Origin of the sequence: Gemmatimonas sp. UBA7669, assembly GCF_002483225.1 — a bacterium.
In the GTDB taxonomy this organism is placed as follows: domain Bacteria; phylum Gemmatimonadota; class Gemmatimonadetes; order Gemmatimonadales; family Gemmatimonadaceae; genus Gemmatimonas.
Map to the genome: position 1 here is coordinate 1 of NZ_DLHL01000011.1, position 16,626 is coordinate 16,626.

Here is a 16,626-nt window from a genome sequence, read left to right on the forward strand (position 1 = left end):
CGTCAACAGCTCACGCAGAGGACTACCAGAGAACCGCAGAGAACGCAGAGAACTGCAGTCAACTGCAGTCAACTGCAGCAAAGGGCCTCGACGCGGATGACACGGATGCCGCGGAAACAACACGGATCAACGGCGGTCTGAGTCTCTTTTGAGTTCTGTACCCACGCGCCTCTGCGTTCTCTGCGGTTCTCTTGCTGTTCTCTGCGTGAGCTGTTGACGATGCCGGTCGAATGCTCAACAACCAGCGGACAAGGTACTCACGGCCAGGGCAGCGTGAGCACCGGATAGCGCGGACGCAAGTTGGGCTGATCGTTGCCCTCGAAGAAGCGCTTGAGATCGTGACGCGCCGCCACGATGTGCGCCATCTGCGCGGCATCAGCTGAGAAGTCCTTGTCGACCCGCGTCTGCAGCCGCTGCAGATGCATGACCGCCGCCGCACGCACATCGGGCATGGCGCGCGCATCACCAGCCAGGTCCATGACGATATCCAGCGCCGCACGCTGCGAGGCACGCAGCATGGCCCGCTCGGCGGCCGTTGTGGGAGCGACAGCCAGCCAGGTCCGCTGCATCACGGCCGTCAGCACCTCGTCGAGCGAGAGCTGCCGCGGATCACGCGCCACCTGCTGCACCAGGCGCGCGGCCCGTTCACGATCGAGCAGGTAGCCGATCACCTCGGTGGCCAGTCCACCACCCAGCGAAATGGCATCGAAGGTCGTGCCACCGCTGCCCTCAATCCACGTCTGGTCGGTGTTGAAGCCCGGTGGTGGCGGCGGAATGAGCTTGATGACCTTTTCCGGCACCACCAGCTCGGCAGGCGAAATGGCATCGAGCGCGGCAGTCAGTGCCTTGCGCTGGTCGGCGGCGGGGATGAGCGTGGACGGTGTCTGTCCATCTCCGCGCAGCGCAAAGGTGAAGTCCATGCCGCCGATGTACTTGGCCAGGCCTTCGAGTGAATAGCGATGATGCAGATACACGTGCGCGAAGCGCATGTTGAGCAGCGCCATGGGTTCGCCTGGCTTGATGGCGCGCTCGTCGAATGCGTCCATCATGATGCGGCGGACCGCGCGGCCTCGCGACACCGCCTCGAACTGCGTGGCGCCCTCTTCCCAGCGCGTCACCCAGGGCATGGAGCCGTTGGCATTCGCGTAGGTGTCGTTGATGAAGCGCACATTGCGCGTCAGGCCGTCCTTCATGATGGCCGCGAGGCCCGCGGCCTCCGCCGCCGAGTCGGCGTACCAGTGGTAGCCGAGATTGATGGCCAGCGAGTCCCAGGCGCCAGGTCCTTCACGGTACGCCTGCCGCAGATCCAGCGTCCCCTTGTCGGTGACCAGGATGAGCGGGAAGGGATAGTCCATCACACTTGAGCGATTCTGCGCCGACGCGATGTAGTTGTGCGACAGGCCCAGCGTGTGCCCGATCTCGTGCGCCGTGTGCTGACGACGACGCGCCATCGCAAAGGCCTCGGCACTCACATTGGGGCCGGCTGAACCAAACGCCGGCACCGTGCCCGCCCAGATGTTGTAGTCCACCAGCGAGCGCCAGGCATCCATGCGCACGACGGCGCGAATGATCTCGCCCGTGCGCGGATCGCTGTAGCTCGGCCCCACGCTGGGGCCCGGCCCCGTGCGATGCACCCACATGAGCATGTTGTAGCGCGCATCCATGGGGTCGGCTCCGGCCGGCAGGTCGAGCACGCGGAACGCGTCCTTGAAGCCCGCGCCCTCGAACACCTTGCTCCACCAGTTGCCACCCGCGCGGAAGGCCTCGCGATACGGCGCCGGGATACCGGGGTCCAAGTAGTAGATGATGGGCGTGACCGGTTCCACCAGTTCGCCGCGCGCGTATGCCGCAGGATCCTTGGGCACGAGCCGCCAGCGGTTGATGAAGCCACCGCGGTAGTCGCCCTCAAATCCCTTGCTGAGATCGAAGAACTGCGTGCCACCGTAGCCGAAGCGCGGATCGTAGGCGCGCGGGCGGTAGCCGGCCGTATCCGGCAGCACCACCAGCGAGTGATGCTGCTCGAACGTCATGGCGCGCGCATCGGGCGCCAATCCACCACGTCCGCGCGGCGCCTGATCGGTGACGAAGGTAAGCACCGCGTGCACTTCGACGTTGCGCGGAAAAGCCTTGGTGCGCTCCGGGTCGAGATAGCTGCGCTGCACATCGAGACGATAGTTGCCGCTGCCGGGCGCCACCGCCGCTGTACCGCCCGCGCCACCACCCTGCCGCAGACCGTCGGCCACACCATAGGCATCGCCAAGGAACACGCTCGACGCGTCCACCGTAATGACGCCGTTGGTATCGCGCTCAATGGGAAGCGATGCCACGATGGAACGCGGGAAGGCATCACTGGCCGCGCGCTGATTCTCGGCATCACCACGCGGCGCACGGGCCGTGTAGTTGTCGCGCACCATGAGCACCCGATTGCCGCGGCGCTCGAGCTTCACGATGCCGCTCGGCCCGGTCTGTCCGCGGTCGAGATTGCCGTTGCCCAATCCGGTGGCCAGGGTGACCTGGTGCAGGAAGGGGACGTTGAGCTGTGCCCGTGGAATCTCGAGCAGGGCCCGGTTTCGGGCCTCGTCGATACGCACGCGCAAGAAGGCATCGGATTGCGCGGCCGCTGGCGCGGCAAGCAGCGAGAGCGTGGCGAGCGCCATCAGGGAGCGGGCGGCTCCAGACGGCAGGATGGACTGCGGGCGATTCGGCGTCATGGCGCGGCGGATCGTGGAGGAGGGAGAGGAACCCCCTGAAGCTAGTCCCTGCCCACGCCCCCAGCGAGTTGCCGGCCCTGTGTTGGCACCCGTCAGACGGTCAGCGGATCCAGCAGTCGATCCACAAGGCCGGAACTGCGGACCACGCTTCGCTCCACTCCCCTGCGCAGGGGCGGGGCCTCGCCGAGCAGCACCACACGCTGACGCGCCCGGGTGACGCCCGTGTACAGCAGCTCCCGGGTGAGCAGCGGGGAATCCTGCTCGGGCAGTACCAGCACCACCATGTCGAACTCCGATCCCTGCGACTTGTGAATGGTCATGGCCCATGCCGTCTCGTGCGCAGGCAGACGCGAAGGCGGCAGACTGCGCACCTGCCCGTCGCTCTGGAGGAAATGCACGCCCACCACGCCATTCACACGGAGCGTCACGCCAATATCGCCGTTGAACAGCTGTGTCGACGGATCGTTGGCGGTGATGAGCACGGGCCGATGATCGTACCACCCCGAGGTCGCCCGACCGGCACGTCGCAGTTGACGCTCGAAAAGGGCATTGAGTCCCTGCACACCACGCGGCCCCTCGCGCGTGGCGGCCAGCACACGAAAACGTGACAGGTTTTGCAGAGCGTCGCGGGGGGTGTCGCTGGCGATGTACGCCGCAAAGGCATCGATCGTCGCCGCATGCAAGGTGGCTGGCGACCAGTCCCGCATGCTCACGTCGCGATATTGGCCAGGCTCCAGCGCACGCGCCACCGCAGGCCAGTCGCCCTGCTGCATGGCGGTGGCGAGTGCTCCAATACCGGGCTGCGCGCCGAATCGCCAGGAATGGCGCAGGCGCACCACCGCGCGGGCCAGCGGGGCGTCACCAGCGTGCGCCCCCGTTGCGCGCTTTGCGGCGGCGGCGGACGCACGCACCACGTCACCGAGTACAAAGCCGGTGTCCACGCTGGCCAACTGATCCGGATCGCCAAGTACAATGAGCCGTGCGCCCGGACGCACCGCACGAAACAGCGCGTCCATCATGAGCACATCCACCATGCTGGCCTCGTCAACGATCACCACATCGTGCGGCAGCGGATGACTGGCATCATGGCGGAAGGTTTCGTTCCACGGTTGATAGCCCAGCAAGCGATGCAGCGTGGCACCGGTGGTGGGGAGTTGGGCGCGCACCGCAGCCGACAGTTGCTCGCGCTCCGCCGCCGCGCCAATGGACTCCACCAGACGAGCGGCCGCGCGGCCTGTGGGCGCGGCAATGGCTACGGTACGTGACGGGTCGGCATGCAGCAGCAGCGCCAGCATGCGCGCCGCGACGGTGGTCTTTCCCGTGCCCGGTCCGCCGGTGACAAAGACCAGAGGCAGGTCAAGTGCCGTCTGCGCCGCGACGGCCTGCCAATCGGTCTTCTCAGGGTCGGGTGGAAACAGACGGGCGAACTCCGCCGCGAGTCCGGGCGCCTCCACCGGCGCAGGGTGCTGCACACGCCGCCGGATGCTCAACGCCAGCCGGCACTCGGCATCATGGTAGCGCGCGAGATACAGACGCGCGCCGTCGAGCACCAGCATGGCCGAGGCTGCAGACTCATCACGCAATGTTGTCTCGTGCGCGACACGGCACAGCGGGCTATCGCGAAGGACCCTTTGCCATGCGTCAAGCGCAGGCCAGGTGATGTCATGCGACTCGGCCGCGCGATCGTGCATGAAGCGTACGGTGGTTTTCGCCCATGCGCTCAACTCGATGCAGCTGTGTCCCTGGGCCCGCTCAGTGCTGAGCAGCAACGCCGTGTCATGCAACAGGGCCTGTTCCGCGTGATCCGACGCCTGCCGTGCCACAAGCCGCGCAAAGGCCCGGTCGATGGCCTGACACATCACTTCGACCGGAGTGGCCACGCCGACATGCGTGCTCATTCGCGTCTCCGTGAGAGTGTCTGCTCCCCAAAGGCGGCACTGAGCGCCTCAATGAGCGCGCGTGGTGGCCGGTCCACAAACCAGCCCTGGGCCGGCGCGGGGTTGAACACTCCGAATCCCCGCAGGAATGCGTACGCCGCACCGCCCATGTGGCGGTCGTAGTCGAAATCCGGCATACGATGCTGCAGAAAGCGATAGGCCGCCGTGAGATAGAGATGGTACTGCAGGATGTAGTGATGGTCGACCATCACTGCCGTCAATGCATGGTTCGCATAGGCGGCTGGCGTGGTGCCAAGCTGGTTGGACTTCCAATCCACCACCCACCAGCGCCCATCGTGCTCGAAGAGCAGGTCGACGAAGCCGGTGAGATACCCGTGCAGCTGCGTGGGACCCAGCGTCCGCAAGGCCTCGGCATACTCGGACACCGGACCCACGCCGTGCTGCGCAAAGGCCAGCGCCAAACGCTCGCGTGTGACCACGGCGTCCTGCGCACCCATGGGCAACAGGAACTGCCACTCGTGCCGCGCGCGGTCCCCGCGCACGTCGCGCAACGCAAAGCTCGGCAGTCCGCACGCGTCGAGAGGGATGGGTGTACCGAGGGTGCGCTGCATCATGTCGACCACTGCGTCCACACGAAGGTCGCTTTCCGGAGGGGCTTGCAGCAATCCGGCCTCGTGCAAACGCTGCACCACCATCGGACGAAGTTGGGCGGGTGTGGCATCGAACGCGCTGTGTTCGAATAGCGCGTGGAGGGCAATGCCGGCCTCTCTACCCGCAGGAAAGGCGCGAAAGTCCTCACGTGGCAGATCGCGCGCTGAGAGCGCCGGGCCCTCTTCGCTGGGCGCCATGCCGGCGTCTTCATTCGGGTCATCGACATCACGTACCGCCGAGGCGCCGGCCAGAGGCCGGGACAGCGACGTGAAGCTCGCGATGCGATAGGTGTCGAAGCGTCGGGCGGGTGGCGGCTCGTCGGGCAAAGTGCGCACCACGGGTACCGGCCGGGCACGTGCCGTCGTGAGGGACAGTGGCGGCACGAGCGTGGAGTCCGCGGTCTCCATGGCCATGAGATCGCGATGCATGGCGACGACGGCCTCGAGATGCGTCTGCCACGTCTGCGGACCGGCTGCGAGTGCATCGGCCATGAGCGGGGCCGACACCGCACCGGTATCCGGTACGCCGCCTGCCGCGGCATCGAACAGCAGCCACGACAGCGCGCTCTGCGCCGCCACATCACCTCGCTGCCGATGCGTGATGGGGCCCCAGCCCACTACCGTGCGGAACCTTGCACGCGTGAGCGCCACATACAGCAGTCGGCTCTCCTCTGCGAGGCGCTCACGATCTGCAGGTGCCTGACGGGCAGGACGCTGTGGCGATCCATGATCAAGCACGACGCCGTCCTGTTCGTGCACGAGCACCGGTGCATCAGGCTGCACCGGATAGGCGCTCCACAGGGTGGGACAGTAGACGATGTCGTATTCGAGCCCCTTGCTCTTGTGCACGGTTACGATCTGCACGGCATCGGCATCGCTTTCGAGCCGCAGCTCCGTGACCGGGCGGTTGCCGGGACGGTCCCCCCGCTCCTCGGCCTCGGCCATCTGCGTGCGCAGCCAGCGCAGCGTGCCCTCCACATTCAGGTGCTCACTCAGCACGGCGGCATGCAGCAACTCTTCGAGATGTCGCACATTGGTGAGACGACGCTCACCCTCCGGTTCACTCAACAGTCGCTCGGTTACACCGCACTCGGCGTACCACTGCTGCAGCATGGGCAGCAGTCCACGTGTGGTCCAGCGTTCGCGCAGTCCATCCACGCTGTCGGTGATGGCGGTCCACGCCGACTCGGCTTCCGGAGTTGCCAGCCGCAACAGATCCGCATGCGAAAGCCCCCAGAGCGTTGTACCGAGCGCCGCGCGCAGTCGTGCCACGTGTCGCGGTGAGGCTATGCCCTCGAGCACCAGCAAGAGTTCGGCGGCCTCTTCGGACTGCATCACATCGCCGAGACCTGACACGACGGCTGGAACGCGTGCGTTCCGAAGCACGGTGGCCATCTCGATGCCTTCACTGGCCGAACGTACGAGCACGGCGAGTTTGCCGGGCGTCCAGCCGTCTTCGATGTTGCGCACGATGTGCCGCGCGCAGGCGGCGAACAACAGACGACGGGCCTCAGTGGCTCCGGTAAACGCCGGTGCGCCACCACGCCCGGTTGCCGGTGGCACGAAGAGCCAGTGCAAGGCGTGCGGCCCGCCAGGCAAACGGGCCGGCTCCGCTGCGTGTGTGGCCGCTTGCGCGGCATGGTAGGCAATCCCGTCGTCAACGAAGGGTTGAAGTCGCCGCGCAAACAGGGCGTTGACCGCTTCCACCATGCGTGGCGTGCTGCGGAAGTTTCGCTCGAGCGTGAACTGCCGCTCTGCCGTGTCGGCGGCGGTGAGATAGGCCTGTACGTCGGCGCCACGGAAGCCATAGATGGCTTGTTTGGGATCGCCGATGAGGAATAGCGGGCAGCCGTGCAGCGCCGTGCGAAAGATCGCGAACTGATGCGCGTCGGTGTCCTGAAACTCGTCGATCAGTGCAGCCTGAAACTGCGAGCGTACCGCGTGCGCCAGCAGTCCCTCGGGTCCCTGCCGCTCCAAGACGTCGGCAAGACGCTGCAGCAGATCATCAAAGCCCAGCGACGCGCGGCGGGCCTTCTCGGTGTCGATCCATCGATCGACGAAGTGCACACAGTCGGCACGCAGCGCCTGCTCCATGCGCGCGGTAGACGCCAGCACACTGTCGGCTGCCTGCACCAGTGGCTGCAAGGCCAGATCGGCCACCGCGGCCTTGCCTGCGTTGCTGCGCTTGTTGAAGTCCTTGCTCAGCACCTCGGTACTGAATCGACGGGCCAGCGTCAGCAGGCTCACCGTTGGCAGCCCGGTGGCGTCGGACTCCCGTACAGCTTCGTCCATCTGCGCAAACAACGCGTGTCGCCCATCGGGCGTGGCAAGTGACGTGCTGGTGTTGAACGGCTTGTTGCCCAACCACTGCTCGGCACCCGACGCACCGAGGTGCTGCCATGCGCGCATGAAGGCCGTGGCCTGGTGGAGCAACACCGTGCGGACGGTGTTGGCCTCCTCGTCAGGATCGAGGCGTACGTCAGCGACGCGCCGCGCCAGGCGATAGTCGGCATGGAAGCGGTTGGGCTTCCATCCCTCACTCACAACCAGGGCGGCGAGCAAGCGGTCGCTGTACACCCAACGCCGCCACCAATCCTGCAGCGCCAGCCGCTCGAGATCCTGCTCGTCTTCGAGCAGGTCTGCTTCGAATGGGGTGCCACTTTCCAGTGCGTACTCATCGAGCACACGCTTGCAGAAGCCGTGGATGGTGAACACCGCCAGGGCATCGAGGGTGGCCACGGCTTCACGCAGGCGCATCGCCGCGTCATCCTCACGGCCAGCGGCCATGGCGCGGAGGATCTGCACACTCGCATTCGCCGTGTCCACCATGTCTGGCGCGGCGAACACGCGTTCCGCGAGACGCAATTCTTCGCGAATGCGTGTCACCAGTTCGTTGGTGGCCGCCTTGGTGAACGTCACCACCAGAACGTTTGCCAGCCCGTCCACCATCCACGCGCCATCGGGTCGTCGCTCGAGCAGCAGACGCACCATGCTCTTGGCAATGTTGAACGTCTTGCCCGTACCGGCGCTGGCCTCGATGAGCGCGATGCCGGGAAGGAACGGCGAACGATCGGCGCGAAAGGCTTCGCGGGTAGCTGATGACACGCTTGGCTTTGCCATCATGCCGGCGTGACCTCGTGGTCCTGCCAGAACACGTCGCACCACGCACTGAACTCGGGCCAGAGGACCTCGAGCGGGCGAACGCCACGCCACAGCGCCCGCACGTGATCGTCACTGCCGTCGGCGCCAATGGCGTACTCTCCGCTGGCCTCGAAATCGCGCAGCAGCCGGTCCTGATCCACCGCGCCCTTGCGCAGCATCTCCCGATACGCCCACGCACTCTGTGTGAAGAACGGCACCGGCATGCGGCTCATGATGCGAAAGCCCTGCACAAGGGCATCCAGGCGCGCCATGGCCTGGACGGCGGTCAGGGGGGACAGCTTCACGGCACTGTCGGTGCCGTAGAGCCAGGTGACACCACCTTCTGCCGCCGCCGCGCGCACCAGGTGCAGCACCCAGGCCAGCAGGTGATCGCGCGCCTTGAGCCTGGCCGCGCGCACGCACCACTGCCCGCCGGCCACCTGCAGATCCAGGGTGCCCTGCAGTTGCCAGTCAGCGCCCGCAATATCCACGGCCATGGACGGCTGCCGCAGCGACGCATTCAGTCGGTCGAGCAGAGGCTGGACGTCATCATGCAGGCGCTGCATCCAGCTTTGACCCAAGGCGGCAGGCGGCAGCTCGCCTCCGGCCAGCACGTAGGCCAGGAACGGTGCCGTGACCTGCTGACCGTGCAGAGTATGCTGAAGCAATTGCTGCTGCATGCGCGTGCGGAGCAGCGGGTCCACCGTCAGTGGCTCGACGTCGTCCAGACGATCAGCGCCGCGTCGCACATCCATTTGCAGAACGCGGCGGCAATACCAGCGCGACGGATGACTCCAGGCGTCCACCAACTCCTCTACACTGACCCGCAGCCAGGGCTCGGGCGCTCGCAGGGCATCGCGCGCGAGAAGCGGCACGGTCGGCAGCGGATCGAGAAACGCGGGGGGATGTTCGCTGCGATGCTGCGCCGCCCGCACACCGCGCGCCATGCTGGCATCAAAGGTGAACAGCGCTCCGTCGTTGCCGGCAGACCCTGAAAAGTAGGCGGGGCTGAACGGCTGCAGCTGATGACGGACATGCAGTAGCGCGCGCGCGGTGCGTGAGGACCCAACGCGGCCTGCCCCATTCACCAAAGGCTCGTCTGTCGCCCGTACGGTGGCATCGAGATAGTCCAGCAACTCGGCCACCACGATGGACGGCGCGAGCTCGCCGTTGTCCACCTGGGAGCGCCCCACGTAGGAGAGCAGCAGCCGGTCTTCAGCACAGAGCAGCGTGTCGAGCAGGAGTTGCCGGTCGTCGACACGCACCTCCCGATCTCCTCGCCGCGGCTCAATTGCGATGAGATCGAACGCCGTGCGCCGCTGGCGCCTGGGGAACGCGTCGTCACTGAGGCCGAGCATGGCAATGACCCGATGGGGCACCGCACGCATGGGCTTCATGGCACAGAGCGTCATGCCGCCCGTGAGAAATCCGCTGGCCTGCTCCCCATCTTCAAGGCTGGCACGCAGCCATTCGCGCACAATTTCGAATGAGAGCGGCAAGTCGCCCACATGCCGCGCGGCATCGGATAGCGTCGCCATGCTGCGCCGGAGCGCATCCACCGCCTGCCGCTCCTCGTCGCTGTCGGGCTCAACCAACCAGGAAAGCAGCGCCTGCAGGACTTCGGACCATTCACGCGCCGAACGCGCCGCCTTGAACCGGCCACGCCAGTCAAAGACCTGCTCCACCCACTCCACGAAACTCCCCAGCAGCGCCGTATCACCGGAGGTATCGCCGCCCACCGGACGCACATCACCGAGGACTGCGGCCACGTTGCCCACCGCATAGCCCACCAGCAGGCGATCGAGCCCCTGCCGCCAGGTATGGTCGTCCACCCCGGGCACGTCAAACTCGGCAGCGCGCGACGAGCCACTCTCGCCCCATCGTATGCCGGCCTGGCGTACCCAGCCCGCAATGCGGTCGAGTTGCGTACCGGACACTCCCGCAGCGCGGCGCACGGGCGGAATGAACAACAGGTTGAGCAGCTCGCTCGCGGTGCCGCGCGCCGTTACCAGGTCCAGCCACTCGCGCAGCGCTCGCGCCGGGGTCACATCGCGGGACAGTGCCCGATCGGCGACACGAAACGGGATGCGTGCGAGTCCATCGTGTTCGTTGGCAAAGATGGCTTCCGCCAGCGGCGCGTACGTCTCCACGTCCGGCACCATGATCAGCACGTCGTGCGGCCTGAGCGTCGGATCAGCGGCGAAGGCATCGAGCAGTTGGTCGCGCAGCACTTCGAGTTCCCGAAGCGGCGAATGACAATCCTGCACGGTGAGCGAACGATCGCCGGGCTGCAGCATCGTGGCGGTTGCGTCGGCGGTCCCGGCACGCAATGCGCGCTGCAGCTGGTGCAACAGACTGGCGGGCTGTGCGCGCGCGTCCTCAGCACCGAGTACCGACACGTGGGTGTGCACCACGTCAACGGGCACACCCGGTGTGGGCGTCGAGAGATCCTGCAGCAACTCGCGGGACGCCGCAGCGAAACGCGCCGCGAGCGGATGGCGTGCGCCATGTTCACGCCAACTGTCCTGTCCCGGCGAGAGCACCGCGACATGCACCGGCACAAAGCGAGCCACGGCCCTGAGCAGTCGGACAAAAACGGGCGGCAGGGTGGAGACGCCAAAGACCACCACACGTGGCGGCAGGCCCGCTGGGGCAACCGTGGCCTGCTCGAGTCGCGAAATGGTGCCGGTGAACCAGCGGGCAAAATGCATGGGTCGCTCTCCGCGCAGGAGATGACACCAGAGCACGGCTTGCCAGGCTTCGGCCGCCGATTTCGTGGTGAGCCGACCGTCTTCCCAAGCCAGCATCACCTCGGGACGATACAGTCGATACTCGTCGAACCGTGCCGTGATGCTGCGGGCCAGTCCAAACCGCTTGCGATCGTCGGCGCCCTGCAGATACGCGCGCAGGGGCTCGCAGGCGGCGTGCTGCAGGAGCTCCGGTTCACCGAGCGCGGCGTAGAGACGCCAGGTGAGGGCCGCCTCTTCGAAGCGCGTGTCGAGCGGTGTCGGCGCGTGCCCGGCAAAGGCGGCGTCGCGCTGCAGGGTGTCAGCCAGCGTGCGACAGAACCCCGCCGGAAAGGGCATGGCCAGACTGGCCGCGCAGCCCCGACGCGTGGCCAGTTGCTGCCGCACCCAACGCTCCATGCCGAGACTCTGTACGATGATCGTCTCATCGTCGAACGGCGAGAGCGGCGTGTCGCGCAGCTGCTCGTCGAGATGCGCGAGCAGCGCCGCCGGTGCGTCACCGGTGACGAGGTGCAGTCCGGCCATTCGGTTCAGTCGAGCGCGCGGTCGGCGGCCAGCACCGCGTGCAGCAGCACGTTGGCGCCATTGGTGATGTCGGCGGCGTGTGAGAACTCGCGTGGCGAGTGACTGATACCGCCCACACTCGGAATGAAGATCATGCCCATGGGTCCGAGGTGCGCCATTTCCTGGGCGTCGTGCCCCGCCCCGCTGGGCATGCGCTGATGCGTGAGGCCAAGGGACGTGGCCGCCCCCTGCACGAGGTCCATGACCCGCGGATCGGCGAGCGCTGGCTTGCTGTCGGTGAGACGCGCAAAGCGGAACTGGGTGCCGGTGGCCTCGCCGATTTCGCGCCCCAACTGCTCGAAAGTCTGCGTAAACTGCTCGATGGTGCGCTGTTCGATGTCGCGCAGATCCACCGTGAGCACCACCTGACCGGGAATGACGTTCGTGGTGTTGGGCGTCACATTGACGCGCCCCACGGTGGCCACCTGTCGTCCAGGCACACGCCGGATGGCCTCGTTGACCGCCACGGTGAAACGCGCCGCGGCCAGCATGGCATCCTGCCGCTGGTCCATGGGCGTGGCGCCGGCGTGATTGGCAAAACCGGTGATGGTGATCTCGAACCAACGGAGCCCCACAATGCCCTGCACCACGCCAATCTTGAGACCGGCCTTCTCCAGCAATCCGCCCTGCTCGATGTGCAGCTCGAGGTAGCCATGCACACTGCCGGGCTGACGGCGCACGGACGCCACCTGCGCCACATCGCCACCGATGAGCCCAACGCCCTCGCGAATGGTCTTGCCGCTGCGCGCGACTTTGTCCAGGTCTGCCTCCGACACGAGACCGGCCCAGAAGCGACTGCCGTAGGTGCCCCCTTCCTCGTTCTGCCACACCACCACGTCGAGGGGATGCGCGAGACGCCGCCCGTTCTCGGCCAGTGTGCGCGCCACTTCAATGGCGGCAAACGAGCCCACCGGGCCATCAAAGTTGCCGCCGTCGGTCACCGAGTCCACGTGCGAGCCGATCACAATGGGCTTGGCGTCGGCACGCGTGCCAGGTACGCGCGCCACAATGTTGCCCGCGGCATCAATGCGCGGCGCGAGTCCGCTCTGGCGGTAGAGGTCGAGCGTGAAGGCCCGTCCTTCAAGATCGGCAGGCGAGTACGCGACACGATTGATGCCGGTCGGCGTGCGCCCCACACGATCGAAGGCTGCAAGCCAGCCGTTCAGCCGTTGCCCGTTGACCCGCAGCGATTGCGACGCAGCAGCATCGCGGGCATGCCGTCCGCCAAGTGGCGACCCGCCAGGTAGCGACCCGCCAAGTCGCGGCCACGCCGCCAAGGCCGCACCGCCCAGCAGGGCCTGATGCACGAAGTCCCGTCGTTGCATGATGCCGCTCAGGCGAGGGTGAGAATCTCCGCGCCACCGGCGCGCACCACGATGGTGTGTTCCTGATGTACGGCCAGCGCGCCGTTGTGCGTACGGTAGGTCCAGCCGTCGTCATCCTCCACGACGCGGGCCGCGCGGCCGGCGAGCATGGGTTCCACCGCCAACACCAGTCCCTCGTGCAGCACCATGTCCGCTTCGGGGTCGTCCCAGTTGGGCACGGTCGGCTCCTCGTGCAATTGCCGACCGATGCCGTGTCCGGCGAGTTCACGGAACACCCGCCCGCCATGGCTGCGCACGCAGCGGTCGATGGCAGCCCCGACATCGCGCACCCGGCGCCCCGGCCGCGCAGCGGTCACGCCGGCTTCCAGTGCCTCGCGTGCCATGCGCAGCAGCTGCGCGCCACCCCTGGGCGGCGTGCCCACCGCCACGGTGCGGGCGCTGTCGGCCATGTAGCCGTTCAGCTCAAGCGTCACGTCGAGCGTGACGAGGTCACCCTCGCGTAACACCCGCGCGCCCGGGATGCCGTGGACGATCTCGTCGTTCACACTGATGCAGGTGAAGCCCGGGAAATCGTAGGTGAGCTGGGGCGCCGAACGGGCACCGTGTGCCGTGGCCAGGTCACGCGCAATCGTGTCGAGCTGCGCGGTGGTCACACCGGGCGCCACGGCAGCCTCCATGGCATCGAGCGTGCGCGCCACCAGCTGCCCAACCCGCCGCATGCCGTTCAGCTCCTCTTCCGTTCGAATGGTCATGACCCGAGTATAGCGTGACGGGCCGGACCTCGCCGCCTGGCCGGGACCAACGGCCTCATTTCACCAGTGTCCATGCTGCGCAGCACATGACCATGCCCTCCACATCTCACGAAAACGCGGCACGCGAGCGCGACCGCGAGCGCGGCTCCTTTGCCACCACCTCCACCGAGGACAGCGACCTCGGCTTCGGCCGGGTGGTGGCCAACACTGCGCGCGGGCGCTTTCTCACGCGTGCCGGGCAGCCCACGGCCCGAAAACTGGGATTGCGCGGCGCACGCACCGGCCGGGCCTATCTGGCGGCCCTCGGCGCGACCTGGCGCGACTTTCTCGTATGGACGGTGGGTATCGTCCTGCTGGTGAATGGGCTGTTTGCCCTCGCCTATCGGTCACTGGGGCCCGGTGCGCTGTCCGGCAGCGACACATTGGGCCTGGACGACCCCTTTCTTGCGGCGCTGGTCTACAGCGTGAGCATCTTCACCACGACGGGTGTCGACGGCATGCACGCCGTGGGAGCTGCGGCGCACTCGCTCACCGTCGTGCAGGCGCTACTGGGGCCGCTGGTGGGTATGGTCATTGCCGGTCTCGTCATTGCGCGCCTCACCCGGCCACGCGCCGAGCTGCGCTTCAGCGACTCGGTTGTCATTGCGCCGTACGAGGGCGGACGCGGGCTCATGTTCCGCTTCGTCAACGAGTCCATGAGTGAGCTCACCAATGTGCACGCCGCCGTGTACGTCACCTGGCTCGAAACCATCGATGGGGTACGCGAGCGGAACTTCCATCGCCTCACACTCGAGCGCGACGATGTGGCCTTCTTTCCGCTGCATTGGACCGTCGTGCATCCGCTCACGGCCGACAGCCCCCTGCGAGGCGTGACACCCGAACGCCTGCGTGATGGCGACGCGGAGATTCTCATTCTCGTGACGGCCCACGAAGAGACCTTCTCCACACGCATTTCCGTGCGTCACTCCTTCACCTGGGAGGACGTGACCTGGGATGCCCGATTCGCCAGCATCTTCATCGAGTCCATGGACGAAGCGCTGGCCATCGATGTGGAGCGCCTGAGCCGGTTGGACAGACTGCCGGAGGGCAGCACACGCCTCGCCCCTGCGGCTGAAGGGCCCATGGTGCCCTGAGCCAGGACGAGGCGGCGTCAGTGCGCGTGACTGTGCCCGCGCATGGCGTCGAGATCCAGTTCCTCCTCGAGTGTGCGCAGCACTTCGTCCGAGATCGCGCCTTCGTTGCGCAATCGCAGCAGCAATCGCCGCTCGGCTTCACGCATGCGGGTGCGCAACGCATCGCGTGAGCGCGCCCGCCCTGCGGCGTCGCCGCTGGTGCCCGTGGTATGGGAGCGTTCCACGCGTTCGCGAAGCTCAGCGCGCAACCACCGGGCGTCTTCTGCTGATACGGTGCCCTCGCGCACCGCGTCCTCGAGCTCATCCTGCGCGCGACGCGCCGCTTCCAGGCGCGCCAGGCGCTCCTCATGCAGGTGATGGGTTTCGGGAGCGAATCGGAACCAGCGGATGAGCGGCGCCAGCGTACAGCCCTGAACCACCAGTGTGAACAGAATGGCGGTCATGGTGATGTACAGCAGCTCCTGGCGGTACGGGAACGGCGAGCCGTCGGCGAGAGTCAGCGGCAGAGCAAGCGCCGTGGCCAGCGACACAATGCCGCGCATGCTGGTCCAGGCCACCAACGAGACCGCCTTGGCCGACGGTACGGGTTCATTGCGCGCGATCGTGGGCGACAGAAAGCGCGGGCACCAGGTGGCGACGGGTACCCACACCAGACGCACCGCCACCAGTACCAGACTGATGATCAAGCCCGGGTAGAGCAGCGTCGGCAAGGTCGCCATCGTGGTCGAGCACAGCAGCGCCGTGAACTGCATGCCCAGCAGCACGAAGATCATCGCGTTGAGCGCAAACACGAGCAGGTCCCACACGGCGCGCGCCTGCACACGCGAGCGAGGCCCCACCGCCGTCGACAGATACTGACGCGTGTACAAACCGCCGGCCACACAGGCGAGCACCGCCGACACGTGCAGCTCTTCCGCCACCAGCCACGCGACATACGGCCCGGCCAGCGTGAGCAGCACCTCGGCCATTTCGTCGCGTGTGCGCCGCGCAGTCTGAATGAGCAGCCAACCCGTGGCCAGACCGATCAGCACACCCACACCGGCGTCGAGAAAGAACCGCACCATCGACTCGGCCACACTGAACACACCGGTGACCGCGGCGGCCACCGCGGTGCGATAGAGCACGAGCGCGGACGCATCGTTCACGAGGCTCTCGCCCTCAAGAATCACGATCACGCGGCGCGGCACGGGCAATCGTGAAACAACGGCGGCGGCAGCCACGGCATCGGGCGGCGAGACAATGGCACCGAGGGCCACGGCCACGGCCCAGGGCATGTCAGGGAACAGCCAGCGCGCCACGAAGGCCACGCTCACGGTCGTCACCACCACGAGGCCAATGGCGAGCAAACCAATCGGGCGCCGATTGGCCTTGAACTCACGCAGCGACGTGAAGAACGCCGCCGCCCAGAGAATGGGCGGCAGAAAAACGAAGAACACCAGATCCGGCTGCAGCGTCGGCACCGTGACACCGGGCAGCGCCGCAAGACCAAGGCCAGCAAGCACCTGCAGCACCGGCGGTGGGACCGGCAATCGTCGGCCGAACGCCGTCAGTGCCACGACCAGCGTGACAAATGCGATACCGGCAAGAATTGGAGAATGGTCGGTCATGACAGGCGCGAAGGCGGCAACGGGCAGCGGTGTCGTTGATGCTGCATGGCCGGCCATATTTGTGCAATGCATCCCTGCCATCCGAGTGCAGGGATCGG

The 16,626-nt window shown here is 66.8% G+C and carries 8 protein-coding genes; 1 reads left to right on the forward strand and 7 read right to left on the reverse strand.

Annotated elements, in window-relative coordinates:
• Positions 1 to 257: 257 nt before the first annotated feature.
• The 6 genes from B2747_RS02475 to map all read right to left on the reverse strand — a co-directional run bounded on the left by B2747_RS02475 (position 258) and on the right by map (position 13,788).
• Positions 258 to 2,711, reverse strand: a complete 2,454-nt coding sequence (locus B2747_RS02475; RefSeq protein ID WP_291156455.1) for a zinc-dependent metalloprotease — start codon at positions 2,709 to 2,711, stop codon at positions 258 to 260.
• A gap of 92 nt (positions 2,712 to 2,803) precedes the next feature.
• Positions 2,804 to 4,609, reverse strand: a complete 1,806-nt coding sequence (gene recD, locus B2747_RS02480) for an exodeoxyribonuclease V subunit alpha (RefSeq protein ID WP_291156458.1) — start codon at positions 4,607 to 4,609, stop codon at positions 2,804 to 2,806.
• Complete coding sequence (gene recB / locus B2747_RS02485) at positions 4,606 to 8,382, reverse strand: exodeoxyribonuclease V subunit beta (RefSeq protein WP_291156461.1); 3,777 nt, start codon at positions 8,380 to 8,382, stop codon at positions 4,606 to 4,608. Before recB ends, recD begins: the two co-directional genes overlap by 4 nt.
• A complete protein-coding gene (locus B2747_RS02490) occupies positions 8,379 to 11,672 on the reverse strand; it encodes an exodeoxyribonuclease V subunit gamma (protein WP_291156462.1) in 3,294 nt (1,097 codons plus the stop codon). Before B2747_RS02490 ends, recB begins: the two co-directional genes overlap by 4 nt.
• Before the next feature lie 5 nt (positions 11,673 to 11,677).
• Positions 11,678 to 13,036: a Zn-dependent hydrolase gene (locus tag B2747_RS02495; RefSeq protein WP_291156465.1), complete on the reverse strand. Its 1,359-nt coding sequence runs from the start codon at positions 13,034 to 13,036 to the stop codon at positions 11,678 to 11,680.
• Between the two features lie 8 nt (positions 13,037 to 13,044).
• A complete protein-coding gene (map, locus tag B2747_RS02500; RefSeq protein WP_291156468.1) occupies positions 13,045 to 13,788 on the reverse strand; it encodes a type I methionyl aminopeptidase in 744 nt (247 codons plus the stop codon).
• A gap of 92 nt (positions 13,789 to 13,880) precedes the next feature.
• On the opposite strand from map, the gene B2747_RS02505 reads away from it, so the two are divergent.
• Positions 13,881 to 14,921, forward strand: coding sequence for a hypothetical protein (locus B2747_RS02505; RefSeq protein ID WP_291156471.1), 1,041 nt, complete (start codon positions 13,881 to 13,883; stop codon positions 14,919 to 14,921).
• Positions 14,922 to 14,938: 17 nt separating this feature from the next.
• On the opposite strand, the gene B2747_RS02510 is transcribed toward B2747_RS02505, so the two are convergent.
• The gene (locus B2747_RS02510) at positions 14,939 to 16,528 is read right to left on the reverse strand and encodes a Na+/H+ antiporter (RefSeq protein ID WP_291156474.1); all 1,590 of its coding nucleotides are present in this window, start codon (positions 16,526 to 16,528) and stop codon (positions 14,939 to 14,941) included.
• Positions 16,529 to 16,626: the final 98 nt, after the last annotated feature.